General features: G+C 34.2%; 17 protein-coding genes. 10 read left to right on the forward strand and 7 right to left on the reverse strand.

The annotated features are described in order from the left end of the window. Positions 1-85 precede the first annotated feature (85 nt). Positions 86-2,101 (reverse strand): sodium-translocating pyrophosphatase, encoded by a 2,016-nt coding sequence (locus tag H6622_06505; protein MCB9061154.1) that lies wholly within the window; start codon positions 2,099-2,101, stop codon positions 86-88. A gap of 158 nt (positions 2,102-2,259) precedes the next feature. Between H6622_06505 and murJ the strand changes: the two genes are divergently transcribed. Further along, a complete protein-coding gene (gene murJ / locus H6622_06510) occupies positions 2,260-3,858 on the forward strand; it encodes a murein biosynthesis integral membrane protein MurJ (protein ID MCB9061155.1) in 1,599 nt (532 codons plus the stop codon). A 54-nt stretch (positions 3,859-3,912) separates the two neighbouring features. Then, positions 3,913-4,359: a hypothetical protein gene (locus H6622_06515; GenBank protein ID MCB9061156.1), complete on the forward strand. Its 447-nt coding sequence runs from the start codon at positions 3,913-3,915 to the stop codon at positions 4,357-4,359. Positions 4,360-4,363: 4 nt separating this feature from the next. Here H6622_06515 and H6622_06520 read toward each other — a convergent pair whose 3' ends face one another. Beyond that, positions 4,364-4,942 (reverse strand): hypothetical protein, encoded by a 579-nt coding sequence (locus H6622_06520; GenBank protein ID MCB9061157.1) that lies wholly within the window; start codon positions 4,940-4,942, stop codon positions 4,364-4,366. Positions 4,943-5,121: 179 nt separating this feature from the next. Between H6622_06520 and H6622_06525 the strand changes: the two genes are divergently transcribed. Beyond that, a complete protein-coding gene (locus tag H6622_06525) occupies positions 5,122-6,441 on the forward strand; it encodes a hypothetical protein (protein ID MCB9061158.1) in 1,320 nt (439 codons plus the stop codon). Between the two features lie 40 nt (positions 6,442-6,481). On the opposite strand, the gene H6622_06530 is transcribed toward H6622_06525, so the two are convergent. After that, on the reverse strand, positions 6,482-6,904 hold the full coding sequence (locus H6622_06530) for a hypothetical protein (GenBank protein MCB9061159.1): 423 nt from the start codon (positions 6,902-6,904) through the stop codon (positions 6,482-6,484). Between the two features lie 88 nt (positions 6,905-6,992). On the opposite strand from H6622_06530, the gene uvrC reads away from it, so the two are divergent. Beyond that, the gene (gene uvrC, locus H6622_06535; GenBank protein MCB9061160.1) at positions 6,993-8,873 is read left to right on the forward strand and encodes an excinuclease ABC subunit UvrC; all 1,881 of its coding nucleotides are present in this window, start codon (positions 6,993-6,995) and stop codon (positions 8,871-8,873) included. A 15-nt stretch (positions 8,874-8,888) separates the two neighbouring features. Here the strand turns inward: uvrC and H6622_06540 are convergent, their stop codons facing one another. Beyond that, positions 8,889-9,101, reverse strand: a complete 213-nt coding sequence (locus H6622_06540) for a hypothetical protein (protein MCB9061161.1) — start codon at positions 9,099-9,101, stop codon at positions 8,889-8,891. Positions 9,102-9,275: 174 nt separating this feature from the next. Between H6622_06540 and H6622_06545 the strand changes: the two genes are divergently transcribed. The 3 genes from H6622_06545 (at position 9,276) to H6622_06555 (ending at position 12,114) form a co-directional block, all read left to right on the forward strand. Continuing rightward, positions 9,276-10,088 carry a hypothetical protein gene (locus H6622_06545; protein ID MCB9061162.1) on the forward strand — a complete coding sequence of 271 codons (813 nt, stop codon included), beginning with the start codon at positions 9,276-9,278 and terminating at the stop codon, positions 10,086-10,088. An 83-nt stretch (positions 10,089-10,171) separates the two neighbouring features. Next, positions 10,172-11,359, forward strand: coding sequence for a SpoIID/LytB domain-containing protein (locus H6622_06550; protein MCB9061163.1), 1,188 nt, complete (start codon positions 10,172-10,174; stop codon positions 11,357-11,359). Between the two features lie 53 nt (positions 11,360-11,412). Next, the gene (locus H6622_06555) at positions 11,413-12,114 is read left to right on the forward strand and encodes an N-acetylmuramoyl-L-alanine amidase (protein ID MCB9061164.1); all 702 of its coding nucleotides are present in this window, start codon (positions 11,413-11,415) and stop codon (positions 12,112-12,114) included. A gap of 83 nt (positions 12,115-12,197) precedes the next feature. On the opposite strand, the gene H6622_06560 is transcribed toward H6622_06555, so the two are convergent. Then, the gene (locus H6622_06560; GenBank protein MCB9061165.1) at positions 12,198-12,830 is read right to left on the reverse strand and encodes a hypothetical protein; all 633 of its coding nucleotides are present in this window, start codon (positions 12,828-12,830) and stop codon (positions 12,198-12,200) included. Positions 12,831-13,155: 325 nt separating this feature from the next. On the opposite strand from H6622_06560, the gene H6622_06565 reads away from it, so the two are divergent. The 3 genes from H6622_06565 to H6622_06575 all read left to right on the forward strand — a co-directional run bounded on the left by H6622_06565 (position 13,156) and on the right by H6622_06575 (position 14,838). After that, positions 13,156-13,959, forward strand: coding sequence for a thioredoxin domain-containing protein (locus H6622_06565; protein MCB9061166.1), 804 nt, complete (start codon positions 13,156-13,158; stop codon positions 13,957-13,959). 74 nt (positions 13,960-14,033) lie between these two features. Beyond that, positions 14,034-14,456, forward strand: a complete 423-nt coding sequence (locus tag H6622_06570; protein ID MCB9061167.1) for a hypothetical protein — start codon at positions 14,034-14,036, stop codon at positions 14,454-14,456. Between the two features lie 103 nt (positions 14,457-14,559). Beyond that, positions 14,560-14,838 (forward strand): HU family DNA-binding protein, encoded by a 279-nt coding sequence (locus H6622_06575; protein MCB9061168.1) that lies wholly within the window; start codon positions 14,560-14,562, stop codon positions 14,836-14,838. Positions 14,839-14,898: 60 nt separating this feature from the next. Here the strand turns inward: H6622_06575 and H6622_06580 are convergent, their stop codons facing one another. Together H6622_06580 and H6622_06585 are read right to left on the reverse strand one after the other, a co-directional pair. Then, entirely contained in the window at positions 14,899-15,576 is a 678-nt protein-coding gene (locus H6622_06580; protein ID MCB9061169.1) for a hypothetical protein, read from the reverse strand. Positions 15,577-15,888: 312 nt separating this feature from the next. After that, entirely contained in the window at positions 15,889-18,162 is a 2,274-nt protein-coding gene (locus tag H6622_06585) for a DEAD/DEAH box helicase family protein (GenBank protein MCB9061170.1), read from the reverse strand. Positions 18,163-18,204: the final 42 nt, after the last annotated feature.

The following is an 18,204-nucleotide window of genomic DNA, read 5'->3' on the forward strand; positions in this document are numbered from 1 at the left end:
AGTTCAAGCCTTTTGATGATTTCACTTGCTGTCATTTTAGATACCAAAAAAAGGCCCTCTTAGAAAGAGGGCCGTCATTATATTTCTATAAATGCTTAATAAGTGGGGCAATAACCAAGGCAACAATTGACATCAGTTTTACTAGGATGTTCATTGCAGGCCCTGATGTGTCTTTGAAAGGATCACCAACAGTATCTCCTGTAACAGCTGCCTTATGGGCCTCTGTTCCTTTAGATTCTCCTTCAATATGTCCTTGTTCAATTGACTTCTTAGCATTATCCCAAGCTCCACCAGCATTGGCCATAAAAAGAGCTAGAAGAACACCTGTTACTGTTGCACCTGCAAGCATTCCACCAAGGGCCTCTTTCCCGAGAAAAAAGCCAACCGCGACAGGAGAAAGGATGGCCACAATTCCTGGAGCAACCATTTCCTTTAAAGATGCTCCAGTAGCAATTTCTACACATCTTTGAGTGTCAGGTTTGCCAGTTCCTTCCATAATTCCAGGAATTTCTCTAAACTGTCTTCTGACTTCTTCAACCATTTTTTGGGCCGCACGTCCAACAGCACTCATTGTGTTAGCACCAACAAAAAATGGAAGAACACCACCAATAAAGAGTCCAATAACAACTCTAGGCTGCATGATGTTGATACTATCTAAATCTACAGCTGTTGCATAGGCAGAGAACATGGCCAGTGCAGTGAGGGCAGCTGAACCAATGGCAAAACCTTTTCCAATGGCAGCTGTTGTGTTTCCTAATGAATCTAGTCCATCAGTGATTGCTCTTACATCGCTACCAAGTTCACTCATTTCAGCAATACCACCAGCATTATCTGAAATTGGTCCATAAGCATCAACAGTCATTGTCACACCTGTTGTGGCCAGCATTCCTACAGCTGCAATTCCAATCCCATAGAGACCAGCAAATTGATCAGCAAAATAAATTGCAATTGAAATAATGATGATTGGTGGAATACATGAGTACATTCCAACAGCAATACCTTGAATTATATTTGTTGCTGGGCCTGTTTTACCGGCCAAGGCCACTTGTTTAACTGGATTGAATTCTCCAGCTGTATAGTACTCAGTAATAAGACCAATAAATAATCCCGAAAGAGAACCAATGACCATGGCATAAAATGGGCCCATGGCGTAAGGAAAAGTATTAGAAAAGTCTAAGTACTTGACAGCAAAATATGAACCAGCAAAAAGAAGAATAAGTCCAATAATTGGAGTCCATCTTAAGGCCTTTGCTGGGTCAGAATTTTTAAGAACATTCATGGCCATAATACCAACAACTGAAGAAAGTAGACCAATTGTAATAACTAATAATGGAAGGATTACTGTTCCAATACTTGAATTAGGTAGAGAGCTACCAATAAACATGGTTGCGATGACTGAACCCACATATGATTCAAAAATATCTGCACCCATTCCTGCTGTATCACCTACGTTGTCACCTACGTTATCGGCAATTGTCGCTGGATTTCTTGGATCATCTTCTGGAATTCCTGCTTCAACCTTACCAACTAGGTCAGCTCCAACGTCAGCTGCTTTTGTGTAAATACCACCACCAACTCGAGCAAAAAGTGCAATTGAAGAAGCACCCATTGCAAAACCATTGAGGGCACCGATTGCAGAAGTGCCACCTAGGGCCTTAAATGCAATTGCGACTCCCATAAGACCAAGTGAAGCAACAGTCATCCCCATTACAGATCCACCGTAAAAGGCAACTGAAAGAGCTTTACCTTGCCCTGATTGGGCCGCTGCCTCTGCAGTCCTCACGTTTGCTTTTGTGGCGGCTTTCATTCCAATAAAACCACAAAGCATTGAGGCCAGAGCACCAGAGACATAGCAAACTGCAGTGTTTACACCTAATCCCCAGCCTAGGAGAATTGTGACAACACATAGGAAGGCCAAGAGTATGGTGTACTCTTTTTTTAAGAAGGCCATAGACCCACTTTCGATTAGACCAGCAATGGTCGTCATTTTAGCATTTCCTGCGGGTTGCTTTAAAAGCCAAGCATATGTAGCTAGGGCAAAAAAGAAACCTGCAAGACCAACAAAGGGACTGAATTCGAAATAATTAACCACTGAATTCATCGTTAACTAACTCCTGCAAAAAGATTAATATTAATCAGCAATCAAGGCGATTACGTGAATTTACTTTAAATTTTTGTCTGACAGAATTAACATAATAACAGCAAGAGTAAAACTCATTTTTTACATTCAAATTGGTGCAGATAAGTAGAGGTTATAAAATGGATGCGCAGCAAAACAAACAATCACCACTTTTAAGAATTCTTTCCTCATCATCAAAGATGGCCGTGGCAACACTATCGAGCAGAATTTTAGGTCTAGTCCGTGAACAATGTATGGCAGCGTATTTTGGTGCAGGTCTTATCACTGATGCTTTTTTAGTCGCATATCGTATTCCCAATATGCTTAGAGATCTTTTTGCGGAAGGTGCCTTTTCTTCTGCTTTTGTTCCTATTTTTACTGATATCAAACGACAAGGAGAAGATAAGGCCCGTTCACTTCTTTGGTCAGTTTTTTGTTTGTTGTTTTTAATTACATCCTTTTTAGGAATATGTTTTTTTATTTTTTCAGATGAGCTTGTTTTGCTCATGGCGCCAAAGTTTGTGGAAAATCAAGAACAATTCATTTTATGTTCTAATATGATAAAAGTAATGTCCCCATTTTTAATGCTTATTTCTCTCGCTGCATTATGGATGGGAGTTTTAAATACACTGAAAATTTTTTTTACTCCAGCTTTGGCACCGGCCTTTTTCAATGTCGTCATGATTTTAGCAATCATATTCTTACCTGAAATTCTAAAGGATAAATTTGGAACTCATCCTGCCCTGGCCCTATCCTTAGGTGTTTTGGCCGGAGGAATTGTGCAGTTATTTTTTCAATTTCCTTTAATTTTAAAAAGAGGTTTTGGGCCTAAAGGTCCAATTGTAATGTTTCAAGATTCTTCGAAATTAATTTTACACCGCCTGGGAATCGGTGGAGTGGGGATTGCAGCAAATCAGATAAATGTCATTGTTTCTACGATTATTGCTTCAGGCACACTTGTTGGTGCAGTTTCTTGGCTTACATATGCTTTTCGTTTATTTCAATTTCCAGTAGGCATTCTTGGAGTATCGATTGCTGGTTCAAATCTTGTTCATTTCAGTGAGAATTGGAAAGCCGATAAAAAGTCCGAAGCAATTGAAGTTTTTAAATCTTCAATTTTTCTTTGTTTATTTGTGATGATTCCAGCGATGATTCTTTTAATGTCTGCAGCTGATTACTCAATGCATCTTATTTTTGAAAGAGGCGTATTTACACATAATGATACATTACAATCGGCCCTGGCGTTAAAATGTTATCTTTTCGGTCTTCCCTTTTATGGCATGTTTAAAATTTTGACTCCAACTTATTATGCAATTGATAAACCCAAAGTTCCGGTTATGACCTCTATTATAAGTATCGTTTTCAATATAATTTTTTGCTTGCTCTTAACACCTGTTTACGGATTTCAAATTCTGGCAATTGGAACAGCTTTGTCGATGGTCTTAAATTGTGTGATACAGCTTGTAATTTTAAAAGGAATTTTTAATCAAAAATTGAAGGACATTATTACACTGAGGATACTTAAGCTAACTCTTTGCGCAGGAATGGCCTACGGTGTATTGGACTACATTAAAGGAGGTCTATTAATATACGAATTACCTATGCACTCAAAGCTTCTAAATCTAGGACTCTTTGGTTTCATAGGGATATTAATTTACGCAACGCTATTACTAATGTTCGGTGAGTTAAATTATTTAAAAAATTTTTTAAAAAGATTTATTAAATTATCCAAAGACTAGTAATTTTGTCTAATGGAGAGTAGGATGCTTCAGTATTAAATATTTGAGGTTTTCATGAAAACAGATTTTGAAACATTAAAAGCTCTGGCCAGCTTTACTCTAAACCATCTAAAAGAAGATGAAGTTGTTGATTTTAATCCCGCAACACGTCTAGATTTGATTGAAGCCTTGGCCACTGAATTTGGTGTAAGTTTTGCGACAGAAGAAGATATTCGTGAACAGGCCATTGAAGAAGTTGAAGATAAGATGGGTGCCGATAATCTTCCGGAAGATATAACTGAAAGTGAAATGTATAATCATGCTCGAAAAGAAATTATAAAGTCATTTAACGGCGAAAATATTTCGGGTCTCTATCTTGTTGAATCACTGCATCAAGTTGCAAATCGAGCAAAAGAGTTTTTATTAAGTAGTGAACTTATTGAAGATGTTTTTGGTACAGATGAAGAAGTCGTTGCTTATCTTGTGAAGCATATAAGAAATTTTTCTCTCAGACGGGGATAAAAATTTATAAAATTTGAATTCTTTTGAGTACTTCTTCGAAGTAAGGTCCTTCAAGGGATCCATTGAGTACTGAGCTGTGACATTCAAAAAAATAATATCCTTTTTTAGAAATGTCTTTTATTAGGCAAGCATCGTAGTAAATTCGGTCTTCTTGATTTTGAGTTCCCGTACCTTCAACTCTAAGGCATGGCATATTTTTTAACTTTGGGGTTGGAGTATCAAATTCTGTTGTATCTAAATCAAAAATAATTCCTAGTTTTTTTACTTCAGTTGCAAAAAGTTCTTTCAAACTTTTGTGAACAGATTCATTGTCTTCAACCCATTTAAATCTGGCCCTCCAATCGTAATATGTGTCTTTTCTTTCGAATTCTATATAATTTTCATTTTGAATTTTAATTCCCCACCAAGATGGAAGCTTAAGTTTGAGTTGATGAAATAACAAATCCACAGAGAAAACTTCGTAAAGATCTTTTTCATTTTTGATAGCAATGGCCGTGTAAATGATAAATAAAATAATTCCTAAAAAGGTAAGCCATTGCCATTTATTTTGAACTATTAATTGTAGAGCTTCACTGAAATCCATATCTTCTAGTAGCTTTGTTTTATTATATTTGCAAGCTGACAAAAATCATAAAGTATATAAGTTATTGAAAGTGTTGGGTACTGAACTTAACTACCGGATTTATAGGGATTTTTTTTAAGATTACAATGAAATAGTCGATAAATGAATTAGGCAAATGGGATAGGCCTAGCGGAGAAGTTATGGGATTTATAAAATTTTTAATCATTGTCATGGCCTTGAGTCATCTAACATATGCCCATGCATTTGTGGATGGATGCCAGTATATGACCACAAATTACACTCAAGCAGACATTGATGCAAACGAAGTAGCACTTTGTGTTCGTATGCAAAATATTCAGGCCTTTAGTGCTGATGGCGCTTGCCTTCCATGCATTTACTCAGCTATGCAAAATCAACAAGACACAGGAATCGATTGGGAAGGAATTACAAGAAACGTTGCAGGACCTTTAGCTCTACTTGGTCTTGGAATTTATTCTCAAAGACAAGAAACCAAAAGGGCACAAGGTTTTTACGATATGATTCGTGATCAAAATCACGAATGTACTCAGAGACACTCATCATACTATCAATTGCTAACTGACTTAGAAATTGGAGCAGTTATGACTCCAGAACAAGCTGGTAAACTAAATGCTGTATGTAATGGAGTTTCCTATCAAAATTACGCTGGAGGGCGCGGATATATTCAAAGTCAATATCCAGGTTCTCAGTGTTATGGGAGATACACTTGTGGCGGGTACACAAATGGTTTTATGAGTGCAATGAATGGCCCGTATTACCCTAGTGCTGGTGCAGGTTGGGGTTATCAGGCCAACTATAATATGGGTGGTGGATCATCAAGTGATATTATGTCTCTGCTTGCACTTGGTCTTCTCGGAGGCGGTGGAGGAGGATTAAATCTTCAGGCCAACCTCGGACTAAACGGTGGGCTATATTCAAGTATGGGTGGGGGACTTAATACCAGCTATTATAATCCTTACTTGAGTAATGGGTTAAATGGCCGCGCAGATCTTTATTATAGAGCAGGACCTAGTGGTCTTTGGGGGTATAATTCTCCATACTCCAATGGGTTCAATTTAGATTTTAATGGAAGTATTGGAGGCGGTGGCCGTTGGAACGGTGGATATGATCCATACCTTAGTTATCAAACAGGTTGGGGGGTAGATGGACGTTACGATCCTAGAACTAATGGTTCAAGCTATTGGAACAACACTGGAAGTTGGAATGGAGATGCTTATTGGCAACAACAGCAACAACGTCAGCAACAATGGCAACAGCAACAACGTTATCAGGGATCTGTCTGGGATTTTGAAAATCGTTTAAACGCTTCAACCCAGGTTTCACAAGGTGCGGCCCTAGATAGTCTTTATGAAAATTATGCTCGTTCGTATAGTGATCTTAATACTGCCCAACAGAGTCAGTATCATAACTACCAATATCCAGGGGTAGGTGCCGATCTAAATTTCAATGCAGGTTGGGGATATAATTTCAATTGGTATTAATCTATTTGAAAAAAAACTGTGAATAGAATCGTATACAAATTTATTTATTGTGGATTAGAATTTTCATTTCTGATTGAAAAATGACTTCTATTTTATTTTGGTCAATACATTTTTCAACAAAACCAATACCAAATTTAGGGTGATCAACAAGATCATTAGTTTTAAAACATTCTTTAATAGAATATTTTTTTGGAGAAATTTTAGAACTAGAGACTCTTTCACTCCACTCTTCACTTAGAGATTTAAATGTAGTTGTTCTCGTTTTACGAGGAATACTTTTTTTGCCAACAACATTTAAGACATCTTTATTTTTATAAGAGTGAGTTGATTTGCAGGTTTTGCACATTACTTTATGTATATTCAAATCATCTTTCATAGCAACGATCATATGGGCCAAATCTAGCTTGCACTTAGAACAAAACGCAATTATTTCCTTGCCAACCGATGGCCTTTGAGTAGACATGTTGATATCCTTTTTGAGTATATATTTGGTTAAAATTATGTAAAAAAACATTCAAAGTAAAGAAACTTAAATAACAAGTCAAAGTATAATGAACGATTTAAATAGAATTCACTTACTGAAAAAGGCCAAAAGCTTGCCAAAGTCTTGCGGCTGTTATCTTATGAAAAATCAAAAGAATGAAGTGGTCTATGTTGGCAAATCTAAAGAGTTACGGACAAGGGTATCAAGTTATTTTAACGAATCACAAAAGACTCCCAAGACAGAAATTCTTGTAAGTCATATTAAAAGTTTCGACTTTATACTTACTGAAAATGAAGTTGAGGCCCTCGTTTTAGAGAATAATCTTATAAAAAAGTTTACTCCTCGTTACAACATCCTTATGAGAGATGATAAGTCATACCCTTATGTCTATATAAATTTAGAAGAACCTTTTCCTCGACTTCGATATGATCGTAGACCTAATAGAAATAAGAATTCCAAAATTTTTGGTCCCTTTACAACAGGAAGTAATATCTCAGAAGTGATAAGAGTCATAACAAAGGCCTTTGAGTTGCGTGATTGTACATTAAGGGAATTTAAACAACGCAAAGAACCCTGCTTACTTTATCAAATGAAACAATGTAGCGCTCCATGTGTAAACAAAATTTCAGAATTTGATTACAATCAAAACTTAGAGCTCGCACTGTCTTTTTTTGGGGATAATTCAAATAAGGCCTTAACCAATATAAGAAACAGAATGCGCAAGGCCTCTGATAATGAAGAGTATGAATTGGCCGCAATGCTAAGAGATATGATTCTAATATTAGAAGATTTCTTAAAATTAGGAGGACAAGAAAACGCTGAAATTCATCAACTTAAAGAAACTTCAGTAGATATTGTCTCTCCTTATTTAGGGGAAAGTGAAATTGATATTTCAATATATATGATCCGAAATTCTCATCTTATCGGTCATAAAAATTTTCACTTTCCTTTAATCGACTGCCTTGATGAAATTCATGAAGAGATAGTAAATTTTCTTATTCAATATTATCTCAAAACAAATGATGAACTTCCTCATAAAATTATAATGGAAGGAGAAAATATAATAGAATTTAGTGAGGCATTAAATCAACTTATTCAACAAAACAAAGTAATGAAAAATAATAAAATAAAAGTTGAAAGGCCAAAACAAAAATTTAAATCGTTATTTGAACTCACAACCACCCATGCAAAAGAGCAACAAAGAGTACGCTTAGAAAACCAAGATAGTGTCTATGTTGGACTTAATAAACTCAAAGATCTGCTATCAATGTCAGTTCGTCCTAAAAAATTGGAATGTTACGATATCGCAATTTGGCAGGGAAAATCTCCGACCGCCTCTCAAGTCGTTTCGATTGATGGTAAATTGATTAAAGATCAATATCGCTATTATCATATCTCTGTAAGAGATGAGGGTAATAATGATTTTGCAATGATGAGAGAAGTTTTGCAAAGAAGATTAAAAAAAGGCGATCTTCCAGATGTTTTTATAGTTGATGGAGGAAAAGGACAAGTCAGCTCATTTCAAAGTGTTTTAAAAGAGTTTGATATAAATATTCCTGTTGTAGGTATTGCGAAATCAAAAACCAAATCAGATTTCAAAGAAATTGAAGTAAACTCTTCAAAAGAGCGATTAATTATTCCAGGAAGAGTAAATCCTTATTTTTTAGAAAAAAATAAATCTCTTTTTAAAATTATTGTACAACTTAGAGATGAAGCACATAGGTTTTCACGAAAACTTCACCACAATGCAGAAGAGAGTCGATTATTTACCTCTTGGCCTGGAGAAATTCCAGGAATTGGGCCAAAGACCGTTATGAAGATTTTAAAAAACTTGCGCTTTTCAAGGGAAGAATTAGCTCAACTTTCTTTTGAAGAACTTAAAAAAGAATTAGGAATCAAGAATCATCTTGTAGAAAAAGTCTATAAATATTTGCATTCAACCAAATAAGTTATTTAAAGATTCTCAATTTATGATGTGAATTTTTTTCTTATTCGTATTGCCGCATTCAGGACATCTTTTATGCTCTTGTACAACAAGATTTTTATAGTCCGATAAATGTGAATGAACTAATTTACCTCCACAAGCATTACAGTGGTTCATAATTTTTCTTACTTGTTTTGCATCTCCATAGTATTCTTCAAATTTTTCAAATTCAAAGTCAGCCTCAATCGCCATTTTGTCTCCTTGCGTGTCGGTGAGTTATAGACCAAATCTTTTTGGCCCTAATGGTAAACATTGGCGCAATTCCATTTGCTGCAAAGCGTACATTTTACTATCGGCGTAGGAGACATATACTTTAAAACTATGGTAGACACGGGCCAGTGGGAAAAAATAAACTAGGAAGAAAATGTGCCAATAATTGATTATAAAAATGAATTTTTAGCATTGAGAAAACAAAGAGAGCTTATTGAAAATGGACAACATGATTATCAAAAATGCTTTGCAACAGATCTTTTTATCAATTCAGATATTCCTGTATTTAATACTCTATTCTCAAATACTTCCAAAAAAGCTGATTCAACTTTAGACAAAACTGGCCAAAAAAACCAAATTCTAAATTCTTTAAAGCAATCAGTGGACAATAAAACACTAATGCCAAAAGAAGAAAAGACTCTTGAAAATATAATATATAAAGATAAAACTCCTCCTTTTGTTTTCAACTTAATTCAAAACGTTTCAGTTGATCATTTTGATACTGTAAAAAACTTTTTTAATTCTAAACCCTCAATTGATGATATTAGAGTTGTTGTTGTTGCTCCCTTTCCTCTCGAAGATGCTGAGCAAATGGTCACAGTCGAGGCCCTAGAATTGATGAATAAGATGATTAAAGCAATGAAGTTAAATAATTCTCAATATTTTTACCAGTTTCTTGATGAACAAACTAATAAAGATATTTTTTACTCAACAATTGTAAAGCTTAATCCAGAATTAATTCTCACCTTTGGGGCCACGGCCACAAATTATTTTCTAGGCAAAAAAGAGAGACTTTCCGATATTCACGGGCACAGTTTTCAAAAAATTCTCAAAACAACTAGCAATGTCTATCGATTTCAATTTGTTCCAATATTTCATCCAGATTATTTACTCATTAATCCACAATTGAAAAAAACTGCCTGGTTGGATCTTCAAAAGTGTATGAAAATACTCAGAATACCCATTTAAACTCTAGCGCTTGAGAAATTTTTTCCTTTTTAGTAGAATTTAAAGAGCACAGGAAGTGCTTTAATATCCATGGACACTGTAGGATGAAATACATATCTCTAATCCTTTTGATTTCAAGTTCTTTATTTGCTATTCCTAGGCCATCAAAAAACATGATGACGACCAATGGCCCATTACTCAAAGTACGAATTGGAAAATCTCTGGGGCAAATAACAGTGAGAGGGGAGAATATTTCAAGAACATTTCATCCAAATAATACTTTCAAAATTTATAAAGGCCCTAAGAAAATCAAATTTAATTGTGACAGTTTATATCAGGGAATGTCTAGAGCTGATAATCATCCAATACTCTTAGCTTCTATGAGCTCTCTAACAGGGCCTATGTTTTGGAATTATGATCCTTATCATGGAAAATTTCACTTGATCAGTGTACCAAAGAAAAAAAAATGTGATCTTGTACAAGAGTTATCTATGGAGAGTTATCTTGGATCACTTTTATCAAAAGAAGTATCTAGTTCTTGGCCAGTTGAGGTTCTTAAGGCCCAGGCCGTAGCAGCACGGACATATGCCCTTCATAAACTTGAAGAATCGGAACTAAAATCAGATTTAAATGAAAGCTCATATTTTGATTTAGAAAATTCTGAAAAACATCAAGTAAATGGATCATTGCAAGATATCACCAAAAAAACTCTAAACGCTGCCATGGATACAAAAGGTATGATTTTAGTCACAAAACAGGGAAGTCATCTTACTCCAATTTTTTTCCATGCTTCGTGTGGAGGTAAGACTTTAAGACCAAATGAAGTCTGGGAAAACAATGTTCCAGGATATGAAAGTGTATCGTGTGAGAAGTGTACAGATACAATGGTTGAAAAGTGGAATAATGAAATCAGTATTGTGAACTTTAAAAATTTCTTGAGCTGGGTCGCAAAAGAAAGAAAAGTAGATTCAATGGCCACTGATATTAAAAATAAAGAAATTATGATTGCTCCTGATCGAAAACAAAATCACGTTCTAAGAATTTACCTTGGAAGTAATGTATACGTAATAAATAAGACTCTTTTGAGACGTTATTTTGGGAGAGTTAAAATTCGTTCAAATAACTTTAGATTACAATATGATGATAAAAAAATTTCTCTTCAAGGAAATGGACATGGACATGGGGTTGGAATGTGTCAAATTGGTGCACTTGATTTAGCGAGAAAAGGTTGGGACTATAAAAAAATTTTAGCTCATTATTTTCCAGGACATAAATTGAAAAAGGTTTATTAGTGATAAAATTTTTATTTATACTATTTTTAATCTGTATTGAGGGGCAATGTGCTGTGGTTTTAATTGATCCAGGACATGGTGGAGAAGACTTAGGTGCTGAAACTATTTACAAAATTGAAAATACAAATCGATATAAAAAGATATATGAAAAAGATTTTACTTTAATAGTCGCTAAGAAAATTGGAAGTGAACTAAGTAAGTTCCAAAATGTATATTATACTCGAACTATTGATAGAGAAGTTGGGCTGGATGAACGAGCTGAAATTGCGGATAAAGTAAATGCAGATATTTTTATATCTATACACTTTAATTCACATTATAATTCAAATGCACATGGTCTGGAGACGTATTTTCTTTCTAATAAAAGAAATTCGGCCGTGGAAAAAATTGAATCTATTGAAAATAAAGATTTGCATGGAAAAGATCTTTTGGCCCACAAAATTCTGATTGATTTAATTGTCAACAGAACGACGAAAGATTCAAAAGAACTGGCCCATGATATACATATCAATCTTGCTAAAAAAACGGCCAGAAAATTTAAACTTAAAGACCGCGGTATTAGAGGTGGGTTATTTTATGTTTTGGCCATGTCCAAGAGACCAGCAGTTTTACTTGAAGTTGGATTTATTTCTAATCCGAAAGAGTTAAAATTATTGATGAGTGAGAGCTTTTTAAATGATTATGCACAGTCAGTTGTGAAGGGAATTAGAAAATTTTTAGTTAAAAAAGGGCTTGAGGGTCCTAGTCTCTTTTAAAATATCAAAGGGGCCAAATCCTTGGCCCATTATGGAGAGGAGAATTATATTAAACGTCTTTAGACGATTAATGATTGTTTGAATTAATAATTATAGTTTGTGTAAGGATCACTGAAATACTTTTCAAATGTTCCACTCCAATATTGATGTGAATTTTCGATGATGAAATGTCCGTAGTCTACAGAACCAGTGCGATTACTTCCGTTATCATCTAACGTTAGTTGTTGAATAAAGACATTTTTAACAGTTGAATCTGTAACAACATTTATATCACCTTGTCCAAAATCTCTCAAAACCATAGGACACATTCTAAGAGTGATGTTGAAACCAGTAACAGAGTTAGAATTAACGATTTTACTAACGATGACGATATCATTTCCTATGTCACCAGCGATGAGTGTTCGTCCTAAGTATACATTCGCAACAGTCCCAGAAATGTGTCCTGTTGAAACTCCTCCTGGACTGATTGAATACAGACCGCTGTAGTTGCCAGAAATCTGTGTTTTTAAGGCAATACTTGTTCTTGATCCACCACTTGCACATGGGTACTTTGACTCAAGCTGGTTCACTTGTGAGACCTGTTCGTTGCTAAAGCCATTTGTATAAGCATTTGCACTGGTGGATGTGGTGTTTTTGCTTTTTTTATCACTTCCACAGGAAGCAAGGGCCAAAGCAAATAGGCCTAATAAGAGTGTTCTTTTTAGGTTTACTTTCATTTTTATCTCCTTACCAAAAATCATCTTGATATATTCTTTAATGCATAAGGCATGCCAACTTTGTTTATAAGGTGAGCTTGAATTTACTAGATGTTAGCATAGTGAAGAGATTACAGAGGTGCCCAAAAACTTTACAATACGAATAGAAGTGATCAAATCTTGAGAGTTATTCTACGTAGATTACAACGTTTTTGTAGAAAAAATTCCACTTTTAGGTGGAAAAGATTTGATAAAAAGCCAAAGTATTTTGATTTATTCGCTGTAACTGGTTTAAACTGTATACTGTTTAAACACTAGGTAACAGGGTTAACCAAAGGATAGATAGATGATGACCAAAAAGACACTAATTTTTCTCTTAACTACTGCGTTTCTCGTAGCTTGTAATCCAGTTGATAAAGATGCTCTAAAGAAAATTATTAAGGAAAATCCAGATATTGTAACTGAAGCGATTGAGGCAAATCATAAAGAATTTTTAGAGGCATTTCAATCAGCAGCAAAAAAGTATCAGACAGAAATGGCCGAAAAGAAAAGAGTAGAAGAAGAAAAACAATTACAGGCAACATATGATAATCCATTTGTACCTAGTATCACCGAACAAGATGCTGTATATGGTGATAGAAATGCTCCGATTAAACTTGTAATATATTCAGATTTTCAGTGTCCTTATTGTGAGAGGGGCTTTAAAACAGTCCAATCACTACTTCAAAAATATGGCGCTAAAATTCAATATATCTTTAAGCATTTACCATTGAGTTTTCACCCTCATGCGATGCCTGCGGCAGAATATTTTGAGGCAATCAGACTTCAGTCGACAGAGAAGGCATTTAAGTTTCACAATTATATATTTCAAAATCAGTCAAAAATTGAAAGAGGAGCGCCGTTCCTTGAAAAGGCCGCTAAAGAAGTTGGTGCAAACGTAAGTCGGATTAAAAAGGATTTAGCTGACAATAAAATTGCCTCTACAATTAGAGAAAAAATTAACGCTGACATGGAAGAGGCCAAAAAGTTTGGTATTCAAGGGACTCCTGGCTTTATTATAAACGGTGTTCCTGTTAGAGGTGCTTATCCGGCCGAACATTTTGAAACTGTTGTAGAGGAACTCATAAAGCGCGGTAAACTTACTTTGTAGTGAATGAAATATAGTTAGGTTGAATTAAATTGAGGCCTTCTTATGTGAAGGCCTTTTTTTCAAGAGAGATCCTTATGGATAATGAACTTTATACAGAACTTGGGAAGAATAAAATTGGTAGAATTAAAATAGATGATACAAATTCTTGTTTAAGGGAATTTTCTTTTGAAATTCTACTGTCGTTTTCAAAAAAAAGAATTACAAAATTATTTATTAATGATCTTAAAAAGATTTTAGAACTTGATTTATTATCAGACATTACTTCTGAAATTATTGAGCTTGAAACTTTTATAGATACTCTTAAGGATGGAGTTGAAGAGTTAAGTTTTTATCCTAATTTGGATGAATTTTTTTCTCATTTGTCCAGACTACTTCTCAGATCCCTTTATGAGAGTAGTAAAACAGATGCAAATAGTGAAGACGTTTTACATTCATGGCTAGAATCAATAAGAATTTCAATTGAAGAAGAAATATTCAGATTGCAAGAAAATCTCTAAAGCGCATGTATATTGTCTTTTTTTAAAAAAGTATTTGTCATTTTAAAAAAAATCCGTAAACATCTACGTATAATTATCAACAAAGATTCCATTAGGAGAAAGTATGAACAGAAAAGAATTAATTGAAGCAATTCTTAAAACTAAAGAGCTAGGCCACTTAACAAAAAAAGATGCTGATCTATTCTTGGCAACTACTCTTGATACAATCAAGAAAACAGTTAGAAAAGGTGACGATGTGTCTTTAATTGGTTTTGGAACTTTCTCTAAAGTAAAAAGAGCTGCTAGAACAGGAGTAAACCCAGCTACTGGAGAAAAAATTAAAATTAAAGCTAAGACTCTTCCAAAGTTCCGTCCAGGAAAAGCTTGGAAAGAAATGTTCTAATTGATTGAACAGTGATCTTATAAAAGCAAGGGCCATTGACTGGCCCTTTTTTTTTGATATTTAAGCTGAGTCAAGGTCATGAAGTTCTTTAACGTAGTCTTCAATTTTTTTTAAATTTTCTCTGGCCTTTTTTATATCTGACTTTTCCTTTTCATTGTTCAGATTTTTTTCAAAGCGTTTTAAAATAGTATTCACTACATGGAGGGGATTGTTGATTTCATGATTGGTTTTCATGGCCATATCGGCCATTTCTTTTATCACAACATTTTCAAAAAGAATTTTTCGATTTCTTAGTGTTTGATGGTAAATCCAAATAAAAGAGAATGTCGTGAAGGGAATTAAATATCCAATATGGTTTGGAATAGTATGATAGAGTGAATAAGAAACAAAAAATGTACATAGTAAAAAATAGATTCGCATCTCCCATTTATGAAGAAGATATAAAACAGGGGTATGGCAATATAAATTGACGAGTAAAAATAATTGAATAATTTTGAGATTCGAAAAAGAGTTAATTGCAATCCCGTAGATAAAGTAACTCAAAATGATTTTTGTTAAAGTTCCTGGAGCTTTAAGAGCAAAAAGATAAAGAAAAGGAATAAGAACTAATTGACTAAGATGTAATAAATAATAGAACGTTGTTGTGATATCAAATAAATACTCAATAATAGAAAAACATAAGATCAAAATAAATGTTGGTTTTGTAATTCTGAGAATTTCTAGTTCTTGTTTATCCATGTATTACTCTTATAAATATATTCGGTTTTTTTATATTTTTTTTTAGATTTGATTGTGCGTGAGAGTATATGTATGTTTTGGTCTGAAATTTGTGTTGATCGCGATAATGATGAGGAAATTGGCATAATTTTCAAGAATAAACTTAATAATAAAAAAGTTCTAAAGATCGTCGCATTTTTATGTTTGAATCTAATTACTCATATAAGTGGGTTTTAAATTTCCAAAAGATAAAAACAAATCTGACTTGTTTTGTCTGATGTTAGATTCATTATTTCTTATTATTTGATAATTCCACTTACTTTATTTTTCTAACTATTCAGAGAGAATGTCTGTTGCATGTGAACATTTATTCAGAGAATCCCACCAAGGTAAGATTAGATTCTTAAAATACTCCGGGTATTGCTGCTCTAAAAGCTTTAAATCTGGATCAAGCAGCAACTGCTCTTTATTTTGAGCTTTCTTGAAGCGTCTTAATAAAGTTTGATAAGTATTGTGAGATTTTTTTTCTTCAAGAGTCATTTCTTTGGCAATTTTTTTAATTTGTCTAGGCAATTCATTTCTACTTGCAAACTCAAGTAGGTTTTCTTGAAATGCATTTGAGTTTAAAGAATCCCACCAAGGTAAGATTAAATCCTTAAAATACTCGGAGTATTGATTCTCTAATAGCTTTAAGTCTTCATCCTGCAGTAACTGCTCTTTATTTTGAGCTTTCTTGAAGCGTTGTAATAAAGTTTGATAAGTTTTGTGAGATTTATTTTCTTCAGGAGTCATTTCTTTGGCAATTTTTTTAATTGCTCTAGGTAATTCATTTCTGCTTGCAAACTCAAATAGATTCTTTCTGAAGTCACTTTGCCTTCTATCCCATAAAGACTTCAACGCTACTTCGAGATCTTTGATTTTGAGACTTTTTGTAAATCTTGGACGATTTCGTTCATTTTTCAAAAATGGATTTGAATGTATGAGCTTATCACCTATTGCTCTATAGATCTCTAAAGATTCCTCCAACTCCAATATATCAAAATTTAAAAAAGAATGTACTCTCACCGCGGTTTTCCCTAAATCCGGGCGCAACAGACGCCCAAGACGATGAATGAGCTTCACTGGAGACTTACTTTGTGAAAAATCAACTAAATTTCTTAATCCATTTATATTTATACTTTCATTAAGCATGTTTACTGAAAAAATTAACTGATAGTCTCCCTTTTTTATTCTATTCATTGCCAGACTTTTTTGCTCTTCACTCATATTGGAATGAAGCTTAACAACTCCAGAAACATGCTGGTTAAAGTATTTGGACAATTCATCTACTTCATCAATAGAATTACATGTAATAAGAGTTTTTCCATCTTCTAATACTTCGTTGATATAATTTAAAAGATGAGGGTAATAATCTGTATTTATTTCAAAAAAACCAGAACGACCTTTTGTATAAGCAGGGCCAAACTCATTCAGCTGTCCTAAATCAAAAGTATAAAGTTCATCTAAAAGTGGAAGCTCAGCCTTCTTCATACCAACTTCCAACTGGTCGATAAGTGCCAAGGCCATATTGTCATAGTCACTTAGATCAAGATAGGCACTGATCACTTCTCCTAGATTTTCATAAACCTCGCCAATGGCCTTTTTATTATGAAGAGGAGAAGCACTAATGCCTATAGTAAAAAAATGATCAGTATGAATTTCAGAAAAAAGCTTGTGGGAAAGTTCAAAAGTCTGATTCCCCCCTAAGTGATGGGCCTCATCGTAAATCCAAGACCCCAAATGATTGATCAGTTCAGCTCGCTTATTTTTTTCTTTAAGAATATAATTTTTAAAAGATGTGGTTGTCGTAAGAAGGATTACATTATCATATTTTTTTAAATGAGTTTCGAGTTTTAGAGAATCTCTGTTTTGCTGTCCATACCACCTCACAATCTTAGTTTTAGGATATAATTTAACAAGCTCACGAATAGAATGGTCCATTGTTTGGACAGTGCCAATATAGTCAGATGAAAGGACATGAACTAAAGAGTTTTGTTCTTTCAAGCGCATTCTAAGATGATCGTAGTAAACGAGAGATTTTCCGAAACTGGTAGGCGCAACGACAAGCGCACCTTTTTGATTATTTTCATACACTTGCTGAAGCTTAGAGATAACATTTTTTTGTTCAGGTCTTAAAAATAATGCAGGTTCATTAAGAGAAAGACGTTGTTTAACAATATTGTCATTAGCGTAATAAGGGTAAAATTCACTGCCCATAGTCCAGGATAAAATAGCAGAACGAAGTTGTTCAGGAGAAAATAGTTCCCATGAGGAAGGAATGGTTAATGTACGAAAGTCACTCTTGTCGGCCACATTCAGGTCCTCTCCAAAGCTAATATAAAGATCCTTTGGGATTGCTTTTATTATGATTCCTTCTTCGTTGACTAAGACAGAGCGTTCGATATTAGGAGCACTAAATTGCAGACGTTTTCCAACCAAAGGGGAAACTTGTGAATGAATAAAGTTAAAGAGAACTTGGTTTTGAATTTGAGAATATGGTAGAAGATCGTCAGAATAAATGTTTGAAATAAATGAAAGAAAAAAAATGTAAGTTAATAAAATCTTCACCTTAAGCTCCTAGACAAGAATTGTATCGTAGTGAAAGCTACG

Source organism: Halobacteriovoraceae bacterium (assembly GCA_020635115.1).
In the GTDB taxonomy this organism is placed as follows: Bacteria; Bdellovibrionota; Bacteriovoracia; order Bacteriovoracales; family Bacteriovoracaceae; genus JACKAK01.

Coding starts and splice junctions, on each gene's coding strand:
- H6622_06525 (MCB9061158.1), top strand. CDS start 5,122: ATGGGATTTATAAAATTTTTAATCATTGTCATGGCCTTGAGTCATCTA.
- H6622_06575 (MCB9061168.1), top strand. CDS start 14,560: ATGAACAGAAAAGAATTAATTGAAGCAATTCTTAAAACTAAAGAGCTA.
- H6622_06560 (MCB9061165.1), bottom strand. CDS start 12,830: ATGAAAGTAAACCTAAAAAGAACACTCTTATTAGGCCTATTTGCTTTG.
- H6622_06550 (MCB9061163.1), top strand. CDS start 10,172: ATGAAATACATATCTCTAATCCTTTTGATTTCAAGTTCTTTATTTGCT.
- uvrC (MCB9061160.1), top strand. CDS start 6,993: ATGAACGATTTAAATAGAATTCACTTACTGAAAAAGGCCAAAAGCTTG.
- murJ (MCB9061155.1), top strand. CDS start 2,260: ATGGATGCGCAGCAAAACAAACAATCACCACTTTTAAGAATTCTTTCC.
- H6622_06570 (MCB9061167.1), top strand. CDS start 14,034: ATGGATAATGAACTTTATACAGAACTTGGGAAGAATAAAATTGGTAGA.
- H6622_06515 (MCB9061156.1), top strand. CDS start 3,913: ATGAAAACAGATTTTGAAACATTAAAAGCTCTGGCCAGCTTTACTCTA.
- H6622_06530 (MCB9061159.1), bottom strand. CDS start 6,904: ATGTCTACTCAAAGGCCATCGGTTGGCAAGGAAATAATTGCGTTTTGT.
- H6622_06520 (MCB9061157.1), bottom strand. CDS start 4,942: ATGGATTTCAGTGAAGCTCTACAATTAATAGTTCAAAATAAATGGCAA.
- H6622_06565 (MCB9061166.1), top strand. CDS start 13,156: ATGATGACCAAAAAGACACTAATTTTTCTCTTAACTACTGCGTTTCTC.
- H6622_06505 (MCB9061154.1), bottom strand. CDS start 2,101: ATGAATTCAGTGGTTAATTATTTCGAATTCAGTCCCTTTGTTGGTCTT.
- H6622_06580 (MCB9061169.1), bottom strand. CDS start 15,576: ATGGATAAACAAGAACTAGAAATTCTCAGAATTACAAAACCAACATTT.
- H6622_06540 (MCB9061161.1), bottom strand. CDS start 9,101: ATGGCGATTGAGGCTGACTTTGAATTTGAAAAATTTGAAGAATACTAT.